The organism is Castellaniella caeni NBRC 101664, assembly GCF_001592225.1.
In the GTDB taxonomy this organism is placed as follows: Bacteria; Pseudomonadota; Gammaproteobacteria; order Burkholderiales; family Burkholderiaceae_B; genus Castellaniella; species Castellaniella caeni.
In genome coordinates this window covers 57098-71529 of the sequence record NZ_BCWN01000010.1, presented here as the reverse complement: position 1 = coordinate 71529, position 14432 = coordinate 57098, and the positions used below count along the sequence as shown (strand labels likewise).

At 66.2% G+C, this 14432-nt stretch carries 15 protein-coding genes; 6 read left to right on the top strand and 9 right to left on the bottom strand.

All coding sequences use genetic code 11. The annotated features are described in order from the left end of the window. Nucleotides 1–144 precede the first annotated feature (144 nt). Nucleotides 145–945 carry a cobalamin-binding protein gene (locus tag CCA01S_RS08225; protein WP_180984138.1) on the top strand — a complete coding sequence of 267 codons (801 nt, stop codon included), beginning with the start codon at nucleotides 145–147 and terminating at the stop codon, nucleotides 943–945. 60 nt (nucleotides 946–1005) lie between these two features. On the opposite strand, the gene CCA01S_RS08220 is transcribed toward CCA01S_RS08225, so the two are convergent. Continuing rightward, the gene (locus CCA01S_RS08220) at nucleotides 1006–1365 is read right to left on the bottom strand and encodes a DUF4870 family protein (protein WP_066456772.1); all 360 of its coding nucleotides are present in this window, start codon (nucleotides 1363–1365) and stop codon (nucleotides 1006–1008) included. Nucleotides 1366–1530: 165 nt separating this feature from the next. Here CCA01S_RS08220 and CCA01S_RS08215 point away from each other — a divergent pair, with 165 nt between their 5' ends. From CCA01S_RS08215 to CCA01S_RS08205, 3 genes are all read left to right on the top strand, one after another. Further along, nucleotides 1531–2334, top strand: a complete 804-nt coding sequence (locus CCA01S_RS08215) for a thiazole synthase (protein WP_066456769.1) — start codon at nucleotides 1531–1533, stop codon at nucleotides 2332–2334. Nucleotides 2335–2435: 101 nt separating this feature from the next. Further along, nucleotides 2436–3257, top strand: coding sequence for a bifunctional hydroxymethylpyrimidine kinase/phosphomethylpyrimidine kinase (thiD, locus tag CCA01S_RS08210; protein ID WP_066456766.1), 822 nt, complete (start codon nucleotides 2436–2438; stop codon nucleotides 3255–3257). A gap of 150 nt (nucleotides 3258–3407) precedes the next feature. After that, nucleotides 3408–4088 (top strand): protein-L-isoaspartate O-methyltransferase family protein, encoded by a 681-nt coding sequence (locus CCA01S_RS08205; protein WP_066456764.1) that lies wholly within the window; start codon nucleotides 3408–3410, stop codon nucleotides 4086–4088. Between the two features lie 23 nt (nucleotides 4089–4111). Here the strand turns inward: CCA01S_RS08205 and rfaE2 are convergent, their stop codons facing one another. The 5 genes from rfaE2 to ubiE all read right to left on the bottom strand — a co-directional run bounded on the left by rfaE2 (nucleotide 4112) and on the right by ubiE (nucleotide 8923). After that, nucleotides 4112–4597: a D-glycero-beta-D-manno-heptose 1-phosphate adenylyltransferase gene (gene rfaE2 / locus CCA01S_RS08200; RefSeq protein ID WP_066456835.1), complete on the bottom strand. Its 486-nt coding sequence runs from the start codon at nucleotides 4595–4597 to the stop codon at nucleotides 4112–4114. A gap of 35 nt (nucleotides 4598–4632) precedes the next feature. Beyond that, entirely contained in the window at nucleotides 4633–6198 is a 1566-nt protein-coding gene (gene ubiB, locus CCA01S_RS08195; protein WP_066456758.1) for a ubiquinone biosynthesis regulatory protein kinase UbiB, read from the bottom strand. Beyond that, nucleotides 6192–6818 (bottom strand): ubiquinone biosynthesis accessory factor UbiJ, encoded by a 627-nt coding sequence (locus CCA01S_RS08190; protein WP_066456756.1) that lies wholly within the window; start codon nucleotides 6816–6818, stop codon nucleotides 6192–6194. The genes ubiB and CCA01S_RS08190 overlap by 7 nt, the downstream gene beginning before the upstream one ends. Before the next feature lie 135 nt (nucleotides 6819–6953). Further along, nucleotides 6954–7940, bottom strand: coding sequence for a Tim44 domain-containing protein (locus CCA01S_RS08185; RefSeq protein ID WP_066456754.1), 987 nt, complete (start codon nucleotides 7938–7940; stop codon nucleotides 6954–6956). A 218-nt stretch (nucleotides 7941–8158) separates the two neighbouring features. Then, on the bottom strand, nucleotides 8159–8923 hold the full coding sequence (gene ubiE, locus CCA01S_RS08180; protein ID WP_066456832.1) for a bifunctional demethylmenaquinone methyltransferase/2-methoxy-6-polyprenyl-1,4-benzoquinol methylase UbiE: 765 nt from the start codon (nucleotides 8921–8923) through the stop codon (nucleotides 8159–8161). A gap of 139 nt (nucleotides 8924–9062) precedes the next feature. Between ubiE and phoB the strand changes: the two genes are divergently transcribed. After that, nucleotides 9063–9758, top strand: a complete 696-nt coding sequence (gene phoB, locus CCA01S_RS08175; protein WP_066456751.1) for a phosphate regulon transcriptional regulator PhoB — start codon at nucleotides 9063–9065, stop codon at nucleotides 9756–9758. Further along, complete coding sequence (gene phoR / locus CCA01S_RS08170) at nucleotides 9755–11056, top strand: phosphate regulon sensor histidine kinase PhoR (protein ID WP_066456748.1); 1302 nt, start codon at nucleotides 9755–9757, stop codon at nucleotides 11054–11056. The genes phoB and phoR overlap by 4 nt, the downstream gene beginning before the upstream one ends. On the opposite strand, the gene ilvA is transcribed toward phoR, so the two are convergent. The 3 genes from ilvA to CCA01S_RS08155 form a co-directional block, all read right to left on the bottom strand. Beyond that, nucleotides 11041–12549 (bottom strand): threonine ammonia-lyase, biosynthetic, encoded by a 1509-nt coding sequence (ilvA, locus tag CCA01S_RS08165; protein ID WP_066456745.1) that lies wholly within the window; start codon nucleotides 12547–12549, stop codon nucleotides 11041–11043. The two genes, phoR and ilvA, sit on opposite strands and share 16 nt — an antisense overlap. Before the next feature lie 235 nt (nucleotides 12550–12784). Then, a complete protein-coding gene (locus tag CCA01S_RS08160; protein WP_066456741.1) occupies nucleotides 12785–13651 on the bottom strand; it encodes a D-amino acid aminotransferase in 867 nt (288 codons plus the stop codon). A 44-nt stretch (nucleotides 13652–13695) separates the two neighbouring features. Beyond that, entirely contained in the window at nucleotides 13696–14430 is a 735-nt protein-coding gene (locus tag CCA01S_RS08155; RefSeq protein ID WP_066456738.1) for an amino acid ABC transporter ATP-binding protein, read from the bottom strand. Nucleotides 14431–14432: the final 2 nt, after the last annotated feature.

The window sequence follows — 14432 nt, the reverse complement described above, 5'->3', positions numbered from 1 at the left end:
GCAGCAACAGTAACAGTAACGACAATAGCAGCCGCCGCTGAGGCAATAGAAGCACCTGCGGCCAGAACAGCATCAGCCACGCAGGCTACAACAGCATCGGCAGCAGTATCTGCACCCGCTTTGGCCGTGCATGTGCCAGCCGCGGTGGCACCCACACAGGCCGCCCCGCGCCCGCGCATCATCACCCTGGCGCCCAGCGCCACAGAGCTGGTCTATGCGGCGGGCGCGGGGGCCGACATCGTCGGCACCGTGCTGCACAGCGACTATCCGCCCACTGCGCGCGCCATCGCCCGCATCGGCGACGGGGTGGAATACAGCCAGGAAGCCATCCTGGCGCTGAAACCCACGCTAGTGGTAGCCTGGTATCCCACCGAGGCCAGCCGGGCGCTGGCGGCGCGGCTGCAGCCGCTGGACATTCCGCTGATCTACGCCAACCCGCAGACGCTGGAAGGCATCCCGGCCCTGGTGCGCGATCTGGGCAACAAACTGGGCACACGAACCCAAGCCGAAGCCCAGGCCGCCCAGCTGGAACGACGCATTGCCGCCCTGCGCCCCGCCCCGCCCCCCGCACAGAGCGTCTTCATTGAAGTCAGTACCGACCCGCTGTTCACGCTGGGTAAAGACCCGCTCATCAACGATCTGCTGGCGCGCTGTGGTGGCGTCAACCCCTATGCGAACAGCCAGGCGGCCGCGCCCCAGGTGAGCCTGGAAGCGGTGCTGCACCTGAACCCGCAGGTGCTGATCGTGTCGCCCTACGGCGGCGAAACGCTGCAGGCCCGCACACGCTGGTGGGCCGCACACGGGCTGCGCGCCGCCCGCGCAGGCCGCCTGTATGCCGTCAACCCCGACTGGCTGCACCGCCCAGGACCCCGGCTGATCGACGCCGCCGAGGCCATCTGCCGCGACTTGCGCGCAGCCCGAGGCCTGGAAGCGACGCGGCACTGACTCACCGAGTTGTTCGAACTCGTCTGCCCCCAGCTCGTAGGTATCCGGGCAGGGGATGGCTCAATACATGGCTTTGCCGTCGTTGAGGTACAGCCAGCCCTTGACGGCGCGATAGATCGTCCAGACCGTATTGGCCACCAAGACCAGCCAGCCGACCACCACGAACATCAGCACGAAACCCACGACCGTCCAGAGCAGCGAAAACCAGAACGTGCGAATCTGCCAGCGAAAGTGCGATTCCCAGAGCGTGCCCCTGACGTCGTCGCGTTTGACGTAGTTGATGATGATGCCCACCAGGATAGGCAAGCCACCCAGAAACATGCCTACGGCCTGCAGGATGTAGACCAGCTGGGTCACTTTTTTGCCAGCATCCTCGCGGTTGGCATCAGCGGCCCCTGGGGCGGGGGTGTACTCACTCATGGATGACTCCAAGATCGTCTGTTTACGGAACAGGCGATTGTAATGTGCCCATTCCGAACCGGGCTTGCGCCATCGGCCAGGATGAAATGGATTATCCTTGAGGGCGGCCAACGGGGCACACCGACAGCCACCCTCTCCGACGATCGAGCACACGATACGCACACCATGAGCACCGCAGATACCCTCACCATCGCCCAGCGCACCTTCCAATCCCGCCTGCTGGTCGGCACCGGCAAATACCGCGACTTCGACGAAACCCGCCAGGCCATTGAAGCCAGTGGCGCTGAAATCGTCACCGTGGCGATCCGCCGCACCAATATCGGCCAGAATCCGGGCGAACCCAATCTGCTGGATTTCCTCTCGCCCGAGCGCTATACCATCCTGCCCAACACGGCGGGCTGCTACACCGCCGACGACGCCGTGCGCACGCTGCGCCTGGCGCGCGAGCTGCTCGACGGCCATAATCTGTGCAAGCTCGAAGTGCTGGGCGACGCGGGCAACCTGTTCCCCAACATGCCCGAAACCCTGGCCGCCGCGCGTACGCTGGTGGCCGACGGCTTCGACGTCATGGTCTACTGCAGCGACGACCCCATCCAGGCCCGCATGCTCGAAGACATCGGCGTGGCGGCGGTGATGCCGCTGGCCTCGCTCATCGGCTCGGGCATGGGCATCATCAACCCCTGGAACCTGCGCCTCATCATCGATCAGGTCAAAGTGCCCGTGCTGGTGGATGCCGGCGTGGGCACGGCTTCCGACGCCGCCATCGCCATGGAACTGGGCTGCGACGCCATTCTCATGAACACCGCCATCGCCGGGGCGCGCGAACCCATCCGTATGGCGCGCGCCATGCGCCTGGCCGTCGAGGCCGGTCGCGAGGCCTATCTGGCGGGCCGTGTCAAGCGCAAATATTACGACGCCGACCCCAGCTCGCCCACCGAGGGCCTGCTGCCGTCTCGCAAGACGGCCTGAGGCCCGCACGCACTGTGGATGAACAGGCAAGCTGGCCTGCAGCGCCAGCTTGCCCGCCGAGTCGCGGCACCAAACACTCCGACACCAGAACGAGGTCTGCCATGATCCCGAACACCCTTTCCATTGCCGGGGTCGACCCCTCCGGCGGCGCCGGCGTGCTGGCCGACGTCAAGACCATGAGCGCCCTGGGCGCCTACGGCATGGCGGTCATTGCCGCCCTCACCGCACAGAACACGCAGGCCGTCACGCGAATCGCGCCCGTGGCGCCCGACTTCGTGGCCGCACAGATCGACACGCTGTTTGCCGACGTGCGCGTGGACGCCGTGAAGATCGGCATGCTGGGCCAAGTGGGCGTCACCCGCACCGTGGCTGACCGGCTGGCCCACTGGAAACCCACGCACTTGGTGCTCGACCCCGTCATGGTGGCCAAGAGCGGCGACCACCTGCTCGAACGCCAGGCTGTCGAGGCGCTGCGCGAAGGGCTGGTGCCGCTGGCCACCATCATCACGCCCAATCTGCCCGAGGCGGGTGTGCTGCTGGAACAAAGCCCGGCGGACAATCTGAAGGACATGCGCCGCGCCGCTGAACGCCTGCGCCGCCTGCTGCCCGACGACGAGCGGCGCTGGGTGTTTCTCAAGGGCGGCCACCTGCCAGGCAACGACACGATCGACCTGCTGCACAACGGCGACCGCATGATCGAGCTGCCGGGTCGCCGCATCGAAACGCCCAATACGCACGGCACGGGCTGCACCTTGTCGGCCGCGCTGGCCGCGCTGCTGCCGCGCGTCAACGACGTGCCCGAAGCCGCCCGCCAGGCCAAGGCCTATCTCGAACGCGCCATCGCCGCCTCGGGCCAGTTGCAGGTGGGCTCGGGCCACGGCCCAGTGCAGCACTTTCATGCCTGGTGGCCCGCCCAGGCATGAATGCCACGCCACCGCGCGCGCCAGCCCCCGGCACAACCCGCCCGGGAAACGGCCGTCCCGCTGCGCGGATCAGGCACCCTTTGCAAATGCCCCAGACGGGGGGTGCCTGGCCTATAATCGATCCACGTTAACCCTTAGGCCACCGCGACAATGAACGTCAACGACATCACCGACGCCGACCGTGCCCGCTTCAATATGGTCGAGCAACAGATTCGCCCCTGGAACGTCCAGGATGAACGCCTGCTGCAAGCCGTCTTTGATCTGCCGCGCGAACGCTTCGTGCCGCCCCAGCTAAGCGCCCTGGCTTTCACCGACACCGAACTGCCGCTCATCATCGACGGCGTCGATACGCGCGAATGCATGCTCTCGCCCAAGGTCGAGGCCAAGCTGGCCGAAGACCTGCTGCTCACGGCCACCGACTGCGTGCTGGAAATCGGCACCGGCTCGGGCTACCAGGCCGCCATCCTGTCGCGCCTGTGCCAGCAGGTCACCAGCATCGAGATCGACAGCCGCCTGGCCGCCTTTGCTCAGGCCAACCTGGCGCGCAACCAGATCACCAACATCGTGCTCGAAACCGGTGATGCCCACGCGGGCTGGGGCACGGCTGAATACGACGCCATCCTGCTCACCGGCTCGGTGCCGGTGGTGCCCGACGCCCTCAAGTACCAGCTGGCCGTGGGCGGCCGCCTGGTGGCCATCGTGGGGCACAGCCCCATCATGACGGCCTGCCGCATCACGCGCACCAGTGCCGCCAACTTTGAAACCGTGCAAATCTTCGACACCTGGGCCAAGCCCCTGCGCGGCGCCGCGCGGTCGCGCTTCCAGTTCTGATCACGGCAGCGCCCGGCCCGCGACTATTGCCGAATTTTCTTCAGCAACGCGGTGGTCGAGCGCTGGTGCTCGAACGGAATCGCCACAGCCCGCCCACCCCAGCTGCGCACTGCGGCGGTTTCAGGCAGGGTTTCCATGTCGTAATCGCCGCCCTTGACGATGACGTCGGGGCGTAGAGCGGTGATGAGTTCGAGCGGCGTGTCTTCGGCAAACCAGGTGACGGCAGCCACGCAGGCAAGCGACGCCAGCAGCGCGGCCCGGTCGGCGCAGGCATTGAGCGGGCGGTCGGCCCCCTTGCCCAGGCGGCGCACGGAATCATCGGTATTGACGGCCACCACCAGGGTGGCCCCCAGCTGCGCGGCCTGGTCGAGATACGTGACGTGGCCCCGGTGCAGGATGTCGAAAACGCCGTTGGTGAAGACCAGTGGGCGCGCCAGGCGGCCCTGGCGCACGGCCCGCAGGCAATCGGCGGGGCTGAGAACCTTGGATTCGAAGCGGGCCGCGGGCACGGCGGGATGTTGCGGCGCCACAGGCGTCAGATGCGTCATAGCCCCCCCCCGCGCGTCAGCGCCCAGACGGCCACCACCAGGCCCACGGCCAGAATGCCGCACAGCACGCTCAGCAGGCGGTTGTTCGTCTCTTGCGCCCGGCGCAGGCGTTCGAGTTCGCTGCGCATGGCCGGGCCGGGGTCTGGATGGTTGAGCCGGGTATACACCAGGCGGGGGATCTGCGGCACGATCTGCGCCCACTGGCTGGCTTCCTGTTCCAGCCGCTGGCGCAAACCCTTGATGCCCACCCGCTGATGCATCCACTTTTCGAGGAAAGGCTTGGCCGTCTGCCAGAGATCGAGATTGGGGTCGAGTTCGCGCCCCATCCCTTCGACGTTGAGCAGCGTCTTTTGCAAGAGCACCAGCTGGGGCTGGATTTCGACGTTGAAGCGGCGCGAGGTCTGGAAAAGGCGCAACAGCACCTGGCCCAGTGAAATCTCGGCCAGGGGGCGGTCGAAATAGGGCTCGCACACCGCCCGCACGGCCCCTTCGAGCTCTTCTTCACGGGTAGTGGGCGGCACCCAACCGGATTCAATGTGCAGCTGGGCCACGCGCCGGTAGTCGCGGCGGAAAAAGGCCAGGAAATTTTGCGCCAGATAATTTTTGTCGAACTCGGACAGTGAGCCCACAATGCCGAAGTCGAGCGCGATGTAGCGCCCCAGGGTTTCGGGCTCGTCGGACACATAGATGTTGCCCGGGTGCATGTCGGCGTGAAAAAAGCCGTCGGTGAACACCTGCATGAAGAAAATCTCGACCCCCTGGCGGGCGAGCAAGGGGATGTCCACCCCCAGGGCGCGCAGCTGCGCCACGCGGCTGACCGGCACCCCGTGCATGCGCTGCATGGTGAAGACCTGGCTGGTGCAGAATTCCCAGACCACCTCGGGCACCAGCAGCAGGTTGGCGCGATCGGTGTCGGGGCCAAAATTGCGCCGCAGCTGGCTGCAGTTGGCGGCCTCGCGAATGAGGTCGAGTTCGTCGTGCAGGTATTTGTCGAATTCGGCCACCACTTCGCGAGGCTTGAGGCGACGGCCATCGGGGGCGATGCGTTCGACCAGCCCGGCCAGTGCGCGCAACAGGGTGAGGTCGCGCTCGATGGCTTCGCGCATGGCCGGGCGCAGCACCTTGACGGCCACTTCGCGGCCATCGTGCAGCACGGCGAAGTGCACCTGCGCGATCGAGGCCGAGGCCACGGGATCGCGCTCGAACTGCGCAAACAAGGTTTGCGGCGCAGCCCCCAGTGATTCTTCGATGATGGCGGCGGCCTGATCCGACGGAAACGGCGGCACGCGATCTTGCAGCAGGGCGAGTTCGTCGGCAATGTCGGCGGGCACGAGATCGCGGCGCGTGGACAGCACCTGGCCGAATTTGACGTAGATGGGCCCCAGGGTTTCCAAGGCCAGGCGCAGGCGCTCGCCACGCGCGCGCCGCGGCTTGTGTCCCAACGACACCAGCCGCAACAGCGCATGCGCCCAGGGATGCTGCAGGCTGGAGAGCACCAGCTCGTCGAGCCTGTAACGCAGCCCGACCCAAAGAATGTATGTCAGGCGCCAGAACGTCAGCATGCCGCCTCCGGCAAGCGCCGCACCCGGGCTTCAAGCTGGTCGAGACGCGTCTCGAGCGCCTGCAACCGCGCGCGCCAGGCCCGGAAATCCCCCCCCGGCACCACCAGGCCGGACTCTTCAGCCAGGTATTCGGCCACGTTGTCCTGCGCCCGGCCAGCGGCCTTGCGCGCCCCGGCGGCCAGGGCCCGTGCCCCATCGACCAGGCGCACGGCGGCCACGTCGCCCACGACGCGCGACAGGTCGTCTTCGACATCCCAGCGCAGGGTGTGCGCGAGATCCGAGATCAGGTGCGCCAGCCCGGCGTCGCCATGGATGTGCGCCAGCCCGGTGACGCCCGCCATACCCTGTTCGCGCCAGGCCGCGGGCAGGTCGCGGATGCGGTCTTGCGCAATGGACAGCGTGACGGCGGGCACGATGGCCGGATCGCACGTCTGTACGCCGCCATCCGACGTGATGGACAGCTGTGCCGCCCAGCGCGTGCCGATCGCGATGCGCACCGCCTTGCCCGCATGCGGGGCCAGGCGCTCGCGCGCCCAGGGCTCGCGGCGCAACAAGGCATTGAAGCCGCGCACGAAAAGGTCCGTGGGGCGTGGCAAAAAGGGGGGAAAAGGTAGGTTCATGCGCAGAGAACCAAGCGGGGCCAGGCAAGCCAAAGCAGCGCGCCACCGCCCGGAGATCCAAAAAAACACTGGGGCCGATACAGGCCCCAGTGTACTGGTTTTGGACGGCCCGCAGGCGCGCGGGCCTGTGCGGCGCTACTGCGGATCGAGCTGCTGGATACCGGCCAGCAGCCAGCCCGCGCCCTCGGCTTTGTAGAGGTTCCAGACTTCTTCGAAGCGGAAGGCCTCGGCCCCCGCGGCCTCGCGCAGCATGCCCGAATAGCGCACGCTGGCCAGATGGCCGCCCGCCACCGTTTCGATGCCCAGCAGCTCGGCATTGAGCAGCACGATGTCGGTGCGGTTGCCCTCGCCCGGCGCGGGCAGGCGCGGCGTGATCTCGGCCAGCAGGTCGTCGGTGAGGAATTCTTGCAGGCTGGCGCGGTCACCCGCGTCCCAGAGCCCCTGCACCTGGGTGAATTGCTGCTTGGCCTGCGCCAGGAAGGCGGGCACGTCGAAATCGGCCGGAATGAACCAGGACGGGTCGTACGCGGCCACCGACGGCACGGCTTCGATGACGGGCGCGGCAGCCGGGGCCGGGCCTGCGGACGCCGGGGCCGGGTTCCAGCTGCGCACCGGCTCGGGCCGGGCCTGGCGGTAGCTGTTGCCCGCGCCGCCGGCCCCGGTGGCCCCGGTGGCCCCGGCAGCCGCCATGGGCCGCTGGGCCCCGCGCAGGCGGCGCACCAGGAACATCACCGCGAACACCACCAGGCCGATCAGCAGCGCGCTGGAGAGGAATTCAAGAAAGGCGCCCGACAGCCCCAGGCTGGACAAGAGCGCGGCAATACCCAGGCCCGCGGCGATACCGGCCAGCGGGCCCAGCCAGCGCGACATGCCGGACTTGGCGGCGCCCGCGGCCGCCGTACCCGCTGCAGCCCCGGCGGCGGGCGCTGCCGCGCGCTGCGTGGTGGAGGCGGTGGGCGGGGGAACGGCCTGGCGCTGTTTGGCAATATTGGTGGACTGGCGCCCGAAGCTCATGCCGCCCCCCATGCGGCGCGCCTGGGCGTCTGAGGTGACGGACAGCATCACCAGTGCCGCCACGAGCATGAGCGTGGCCAGCATCCAACGAGGCAAGGATAAGGTCATGAGGTCTCCTGAATGAGTGCGTCGCGCTTGATGGGGAAATGGTTTTTTCAACAACCTGACATCAAGCTGAATAGCTGTAAATTACCATAGATCACCCTGATTCGCAGGCTCGTCGGCGAAAAAACAGGCGGCAAAAAGTAAAAAATGACAAGGGGCCGCATCAGGCGGCCCCTTGAAGGCATGGCGCACAGGCCAGCGGCAAACGCGGAACCCGGCTGTCAGTTCAGGCGCACCCCTTCGTGCAGGGCAACGACCCCCGCCGTCATGTTGAAGTACTGCACGCGCCCCAGGCCCACCGTGCGCAGCATGCCGGCCAGGGTTTCCTGGTCGGGGTGCATGCGGATGGATTCGGCCAGATAGCGGTAGCTGGATTCGTCGGCAGCAACGACGCGGCCGATCTTGGGCAGCACATTGAAGGAATACCAGTCGTACACTGGGGCCAGGGCGGGCGCGACCCGCGAGAATTCGAGCACCAGCAGCTTGCCGCCCGGCTTGAGCACCCGGTGCATCTCGGCCAGCGCGCGGTCTTTGTGCGTCATGTTGCGCAGCCCGAAAGCCACCGACACGCGATCGAAATAGCGGTCGGGGAAAGGCAGGCATTCGGCGTCGCACACGGCCACCGGCGTGACCAGGCCGCGATCGAGCAGGCGGTCGCGCCCCACGCGCAGCATGGAATCGTTGATGTCGGTGAGCCACACCTGGCCGCTGGGCCCGGCCTTGCGGGCGAAGGCGCGTGCCAGATCGCCCGTGCCGCCCGCGATGTCGAGCACGCGCATGCCCGGGCGCACCTGGGCGCGCCCGATGGTGAAGGCCTTCCAGGCGCGATGCAGGCCGCCAGACATGAGGTCGTTCATCAGGTCGTAGCGCGAGGCCACCGAATGGAAGACCTCGGCCACGCGATGCGCCTTGTCGGACTCGCGTACCGTCTCGAAACCGAAATGTGTCTCTGGCCCCTGGCCAGCGTCGTGGGATGTATCGCTCATGATCCGCGTATCGTACCGCATCCCCCGACCCATCGGGCCACGGCGCCGGGCCCGGCGGTGTCATATGAATGAAATAATGTGACTCTAAGATGACACCGGTCAAAAACCCCGCCACCTTCCGCATTCAAGCTTCCGCGCCATGTCCGCCACCATCCTGATCATCGAAGACGAACCCGCCATCCAGGAATTGTTGTGCCTGAACCTGCGGCACGCGGGCTATGCCGTCCAGCAGGCCCAGAACTGCCAGGAGGCCCTGGCCCTGATCCAGCAGGCGCTGCCCGACCTGATCCTGCTCGACTGGATGCTGCCCGACCAGCCCGGCGTGCGCCTGGCCCGGCAGCTGCGTGGCGCCGCGCGCACGCGCGACATCCCGCTCATCATGCTGACGGCGCGCAGCGCCGAGCAAGACAAGGTGGACGGGCTGGAAGCCGGGGCGGACGACTATCTCACCAAGCCCTTCTCGCTGCGCGAGCTGCAGGCCCGCATCAAGTCGCTGCTGCGGCGCCGCGCGCCCCAGCTGACCCACGACCTCATCGAGGTCGGCGGCCTCACGCTCGACCCCGGCACACGCCAGGTCAGCGGCGGCGGCATCGCACTGCCCATGGGGCCCACCGAATTTCGCCTGCTACACTTTCTCATGACGCACGCACGGCGCGTCTACAGCCGCACACAGCTGCTCGATCAAATCTGGGGCGATCACGTCTTCGTCGAAGAGCGGACAGTCGATGTGCACATCCGCCGCCTGCGCAAGGCGCTGTCCCCCGCCGCCCTGGATCACCTGATCCAGACCGTGCGCGGGGCCGGCTACTGTTTCAGCATGGCACGCATCGAATGAACAAGACACTGGTTTCCATCGCACTCTGGGCCTTGGGCGGGTGGCTGCTGGGCGCCTGGCTGGGCGCCGCCACCGGCTGGGCCCTGCTGGCCCTGGGCCTGCTGGCTATGGTGCTGGTCAGCGGCCTGCAGCTGTCGCGCATCGCCCGCTGGGTGCGCAACATCGACGACCCACCGCCGCCTTCGGTGGGCCCCTGGGATGAAATCCTGGCGCCGATCTACCGCAAGCTGAAGCAGAACCGGCTCGAACTGCAAGAACGCGCGCGCAATTTCCAGCGCGCCTTGCTGGCCGCCGAAGCCCTGCCCGACGGGGCGCTCACCCTGTCGCCCGACAAGACCCTGCTGTGGTGCAACCAGACCGCCGCCGAGCACCTGGGGCTCAACCCGCACCAGGATCGCGGCCACAGCATCCTCAACGTGCTGCGCGCGCCCGAGTTCGCCCACTACGCCCGCCAGGATCACTGGGACAAGCCGCTCGTCCTGCACCTGGGCCACGCCGACCACACGCGCACCCTGATGCTGCATCTGGCCCCCTACGGCGCCGGGCAGTTCCTGATGGTGACCCGCGACATCACGCAAATCGAACGCCTGGAGAACACGCGCAAGGATTTCGTCGCCAACGTCTCGCACGAAATGCGCACGCCGCTGACCGTGCTGTCGGGTTTCATCGAAACCCTGCACGACATGCCCGACGACGCCCTCACGCCCGAACAGCGGCAGCACTACCTGCAGCTCATGGCGCACCAGGCGCACAACATGCAGGCCCTGGTCGCCGACCTGCTGACGCTGTCTTCACTGGAAACCACACCCAACCAGCCCGGCGCACCGGTGGCGCTGGCCGCCCTGATCCAGACGGCGCTCACGCAAAGCCAGGCGCTCTCGAACGGGCAGCACCATTTCGCGCTGCAGGTGGACGATACCTTGCAGATTCTGGGTCAGGAAAGCGAGCTGGCCTCGGCGGTCGGCAATCTCATGACCAACGCCGTGCGCTACACCCCCGCCGGCGGCACCATCACGATCCGCTGGGCGCGGCAGGCCGACGCCAGCGCCTGCTACCAGGTGCAGGACACCGGCATCGGCATTGCCAGCGGCGACATCCCGCGCCTGACCGAGCGCTTCTTTCGCGTGAACCGCGGGCGCTCACGCGCCACGGGCGGCACCGGCCTGGGGCTGGCCATCACCAAGCACGTGGCCCTGCGCCACGAAGCCACGCTGGACATCGAAAGCACGCCGGGCGCGGGCAGCACGTTTTCGCTTCACTTCCCGGCAGACCGGGTGTGCGCTCACAAGAACAGCTGATATGCCGGGTTGTCGGTTTCGTTCCAGTAGGGATAGCCCAACGTGTCGAGAAATTCTTTGAAGCTCTTTTTGTCTTCGGGGGGAACCTGGATGCCCACCAGGATGCGCCCGTAATCATCGCCCTGGTTGCGGTAGTGGAACAGACTGATGTTCCAGTCGGGATTCATGGTGCCGAGAAACTTCATCAAGGCGCCGGGCCGCTCGGGAAACTCGAAACGGTACAGCACTTCGTGCTGGGCCAGGCCCGAGTGCCCGCCCACCATGTAACGCAGGTGGGTCTTGGCCATCTCGTTGCTGGTGAGATCGAGCGTGGGGAAATCCAGCTTGCGGAAATGCGCGGCCAATTTCTCGATCTCGGGCTCTGAGCGGATTTGCAGGCCCACGTAGACGTGCGCCTTCTCGGCATCGGAGATGCGGTAGTTGAATTCGGTCACGGCGCGCTGCCCCACGGCCTGGCACAGGCGCTTGAAGCTGCCGCGCTGCTCGGGCAGGGTGATGGCGAACAAGGCCTCGCGGGCCTCGCCCACGTCGGCGCGTTCGGCCACGAAACGCAGGCGGTCGAAGTTCATGTTGGCGCCGCAGGTGATGGCCACCAGCGTCTTGCCCTTCCATTTCTGCTGGGCCGCGTAGCGCTTGGCGCCGGCCAGGGCCAGGGCGCCGGCGGGTTCGAGCACGCTGCGGGTGTCCTGAAAGACGTCTTTGATGCCGGCGCAGATGGCGTCGGTGTCCACCGTGACGAAATCGTCCACGTATTCGCGCACCAGGCGCAGGGTTTCCTGGCCCACCTGCTTGACGGCCGTGCCGTCGGAAAACAGGCCCACGTCGTTCAGCTTGATGCGCCGCCCGGCCCGCACGCTGCGCACCATGGCGTCGGAATCCTCGGTTTGCACCCCGATGATCCGGATGTCCGGACGCAACTGCTTGATGTAGCTGGCCACCCCCGAAATGAGACCGCCGCCGCCGATAGCCACGAAGACGGCATCGATGGGGCCAGGGTGCTGGCGCAGGATTTCCATCCCGATCGTGCCCTGCCCGGCGATGACGTCAGGGTCGTCGAAGGGATGGACGAAGGTAAGGCCATCGCGCTTTTGCAGCTCGACCGCGTGCTCGGCGGCATCGGTGAAGCTGTCGCCAAAGAGCACGACCTCGCCGCCCAGCGCTTTGACGGCGTCGATTTTCACCTGCGGCGTGGTGATCGGCATGACGATCACGGCGCGGCATTTCAGGCGGCTGGCGGACAGCGCCACGCCCTGGGCATGGTTGCCGGCCGACGCGGCGATGACGCCGCGCTTGAGTTCTTCAGCGCTGAGATGCGCCATCTTGTTGTAGGCGCCACGCAGCTTGAAACTGAAGACGGGCTGGGTGTCTTCGCGCTTCAAAAGCACCGTGTTGCCAATGCGCTTGCTAATTCGAGGGGCCAGGTCCAGGGCGGTTTCGTGAGCGACGTCATAAACTTTGGACGTCAAGATACGTTTCAGATAATCAACGGACATGGCACGCAAGCGCTGTGATGAAAGGAACTGAAAAGAATATCACAGCGCGCACAAGGCCAAGATCACCGTCATCACAGCCCCCGGCACACTGACGCACGCCAACCGGCCGCCGCCCAGCTGACAACTGCCTGGCTGCATTGCAACGCCCAAAAAAATGGCTGCCACAACGTGACAGCCACTTTTTCTGCGGGCCAGACACCGTGCAGGGCCGACCTGGCTCGCCCAAGGGGGCGTATTACAACGACTCGATGGCGGCGTCGTACGCCGCGCGCAGGCGTGCGTACACGGCGCCGGGCTTGCCCGACCCCACCGGCTTGCCGTCGAACCGCGTGATGGGCAGCACTTCTTTGGTGGCCGAAGACAGCATCAGCTCGTCGGCCTGGGCGACTTCTTCCTGGCTGATGGCGCGGGCCTCGAAGGGGATGCCGAGCCGTTCGGCCAGGGACACCAGGAAGCCGTAGCGGATGCCTTCGAGAATGTGGTGGTCGCGCACCGGCGCGCGCAGGACGCCGTCCTTGACCACCCAGATGTTGCACGACGAACCCTCGGACAGGTTTCCGTCGCGAAACTGCAGCACCTCGTCCACCCCGGCGTCGGTGGCGTATTGCTTGGACAGCACGTTGCCCAGCAGGGACACCGATTTGATCTCGCAGTGCAGCCAGCGTTCATCGACCATGCTGACCGCGCTCATGCCGTCGTCGCGCTTGTGGGCGTCGGGCCGCTTGAGCGGCGAAACCATGCAGAACACCGTGGCCTGGCTGTGTGCGGGAAAGCCGTGCTCGCGCTTGGCCACCCCGCGCGTGACCTGCAGGTAGATGATGCAGTCGCCCCGCTGGCCCGAACGCTGCAAGGTGTCGAGCATGAGCCGCTGCCAGGCCTGGGCGTCGCGCCCGGCATCCAGCCGGATGGCGGCCAGGCTGCGCGTCAGGCGCGCCAGGTGCTTGTCCATGAGAAAGGGCTTGCCGTGGTAACACGGCACCACTTCGTAGATGCCATCGCCGAAGATGAAGCCCCGATCGAGCACGGAAACCCTGGCATCACCAAGACGCACGTACTCACCATTCAGATAGACGACGCTATCGTTATCAACACCCGGAATCATGCTCTGTACCTATCAACTAACAACTAACAACTAACGATCAACAATCAGTGGTGCAAGATTTTGGACAAGAAGTGCTTGGCCCGATCTGAGCGCGCATCGGGATTGCCGAAGAACTCGTCCTTGGTGCAATCTTCGATGATCTGGCCCTGATCCATGAAAATGACGCGATCGGCCACGCTGCGGGCAAAGCCCATTTCGTGGGTGACGACCATCATGGTCATCCCCTCTTTGGCCAGGTCGACCATCACGTCGAGCACCTCGTTGACCATTTCGGGGTCGAGGGCCGAGGTGGGTTCGTCAAACAGCATGGCCATGGGGTCCATTGCCAGGGCACGGGCGATGGCCACGCGCTGCTGCTGGCCGCCCGACAATTGCCCCGGGTATTTGTCGATGTGCGCCTTCAGGCCCACGCGCTCGAGCAGGGCCCGGCCCCGTTCGTTGGCTTCGGCCTCGGAGCGGCCCAGCACTTTGATCTGGGCAAGCGACAGGTTGCGCATGACGGACAGGTGCGGGAAAAGCTCGAAGTGCTGAAACACCATGCCGATGCGCGAACGCAGCTTGGGCAGATTGGTGTCGGGCGCCCCCACCGACACGCCGTCGATGAAGATTTCACCCTTCTGGAAGGGTTCGAGCGCATTGGCGGTCTTGATGAGCGTGGACTTGCCGGAACCCGACGGCCCGCAAATGACGACGACCTCGCCCTTGGAAACATTGGTGGTGCAATCGGTGAGCACCTGGAAGGACCCATACCACTTGCTGACGTTCTTGAATTCAATCATGA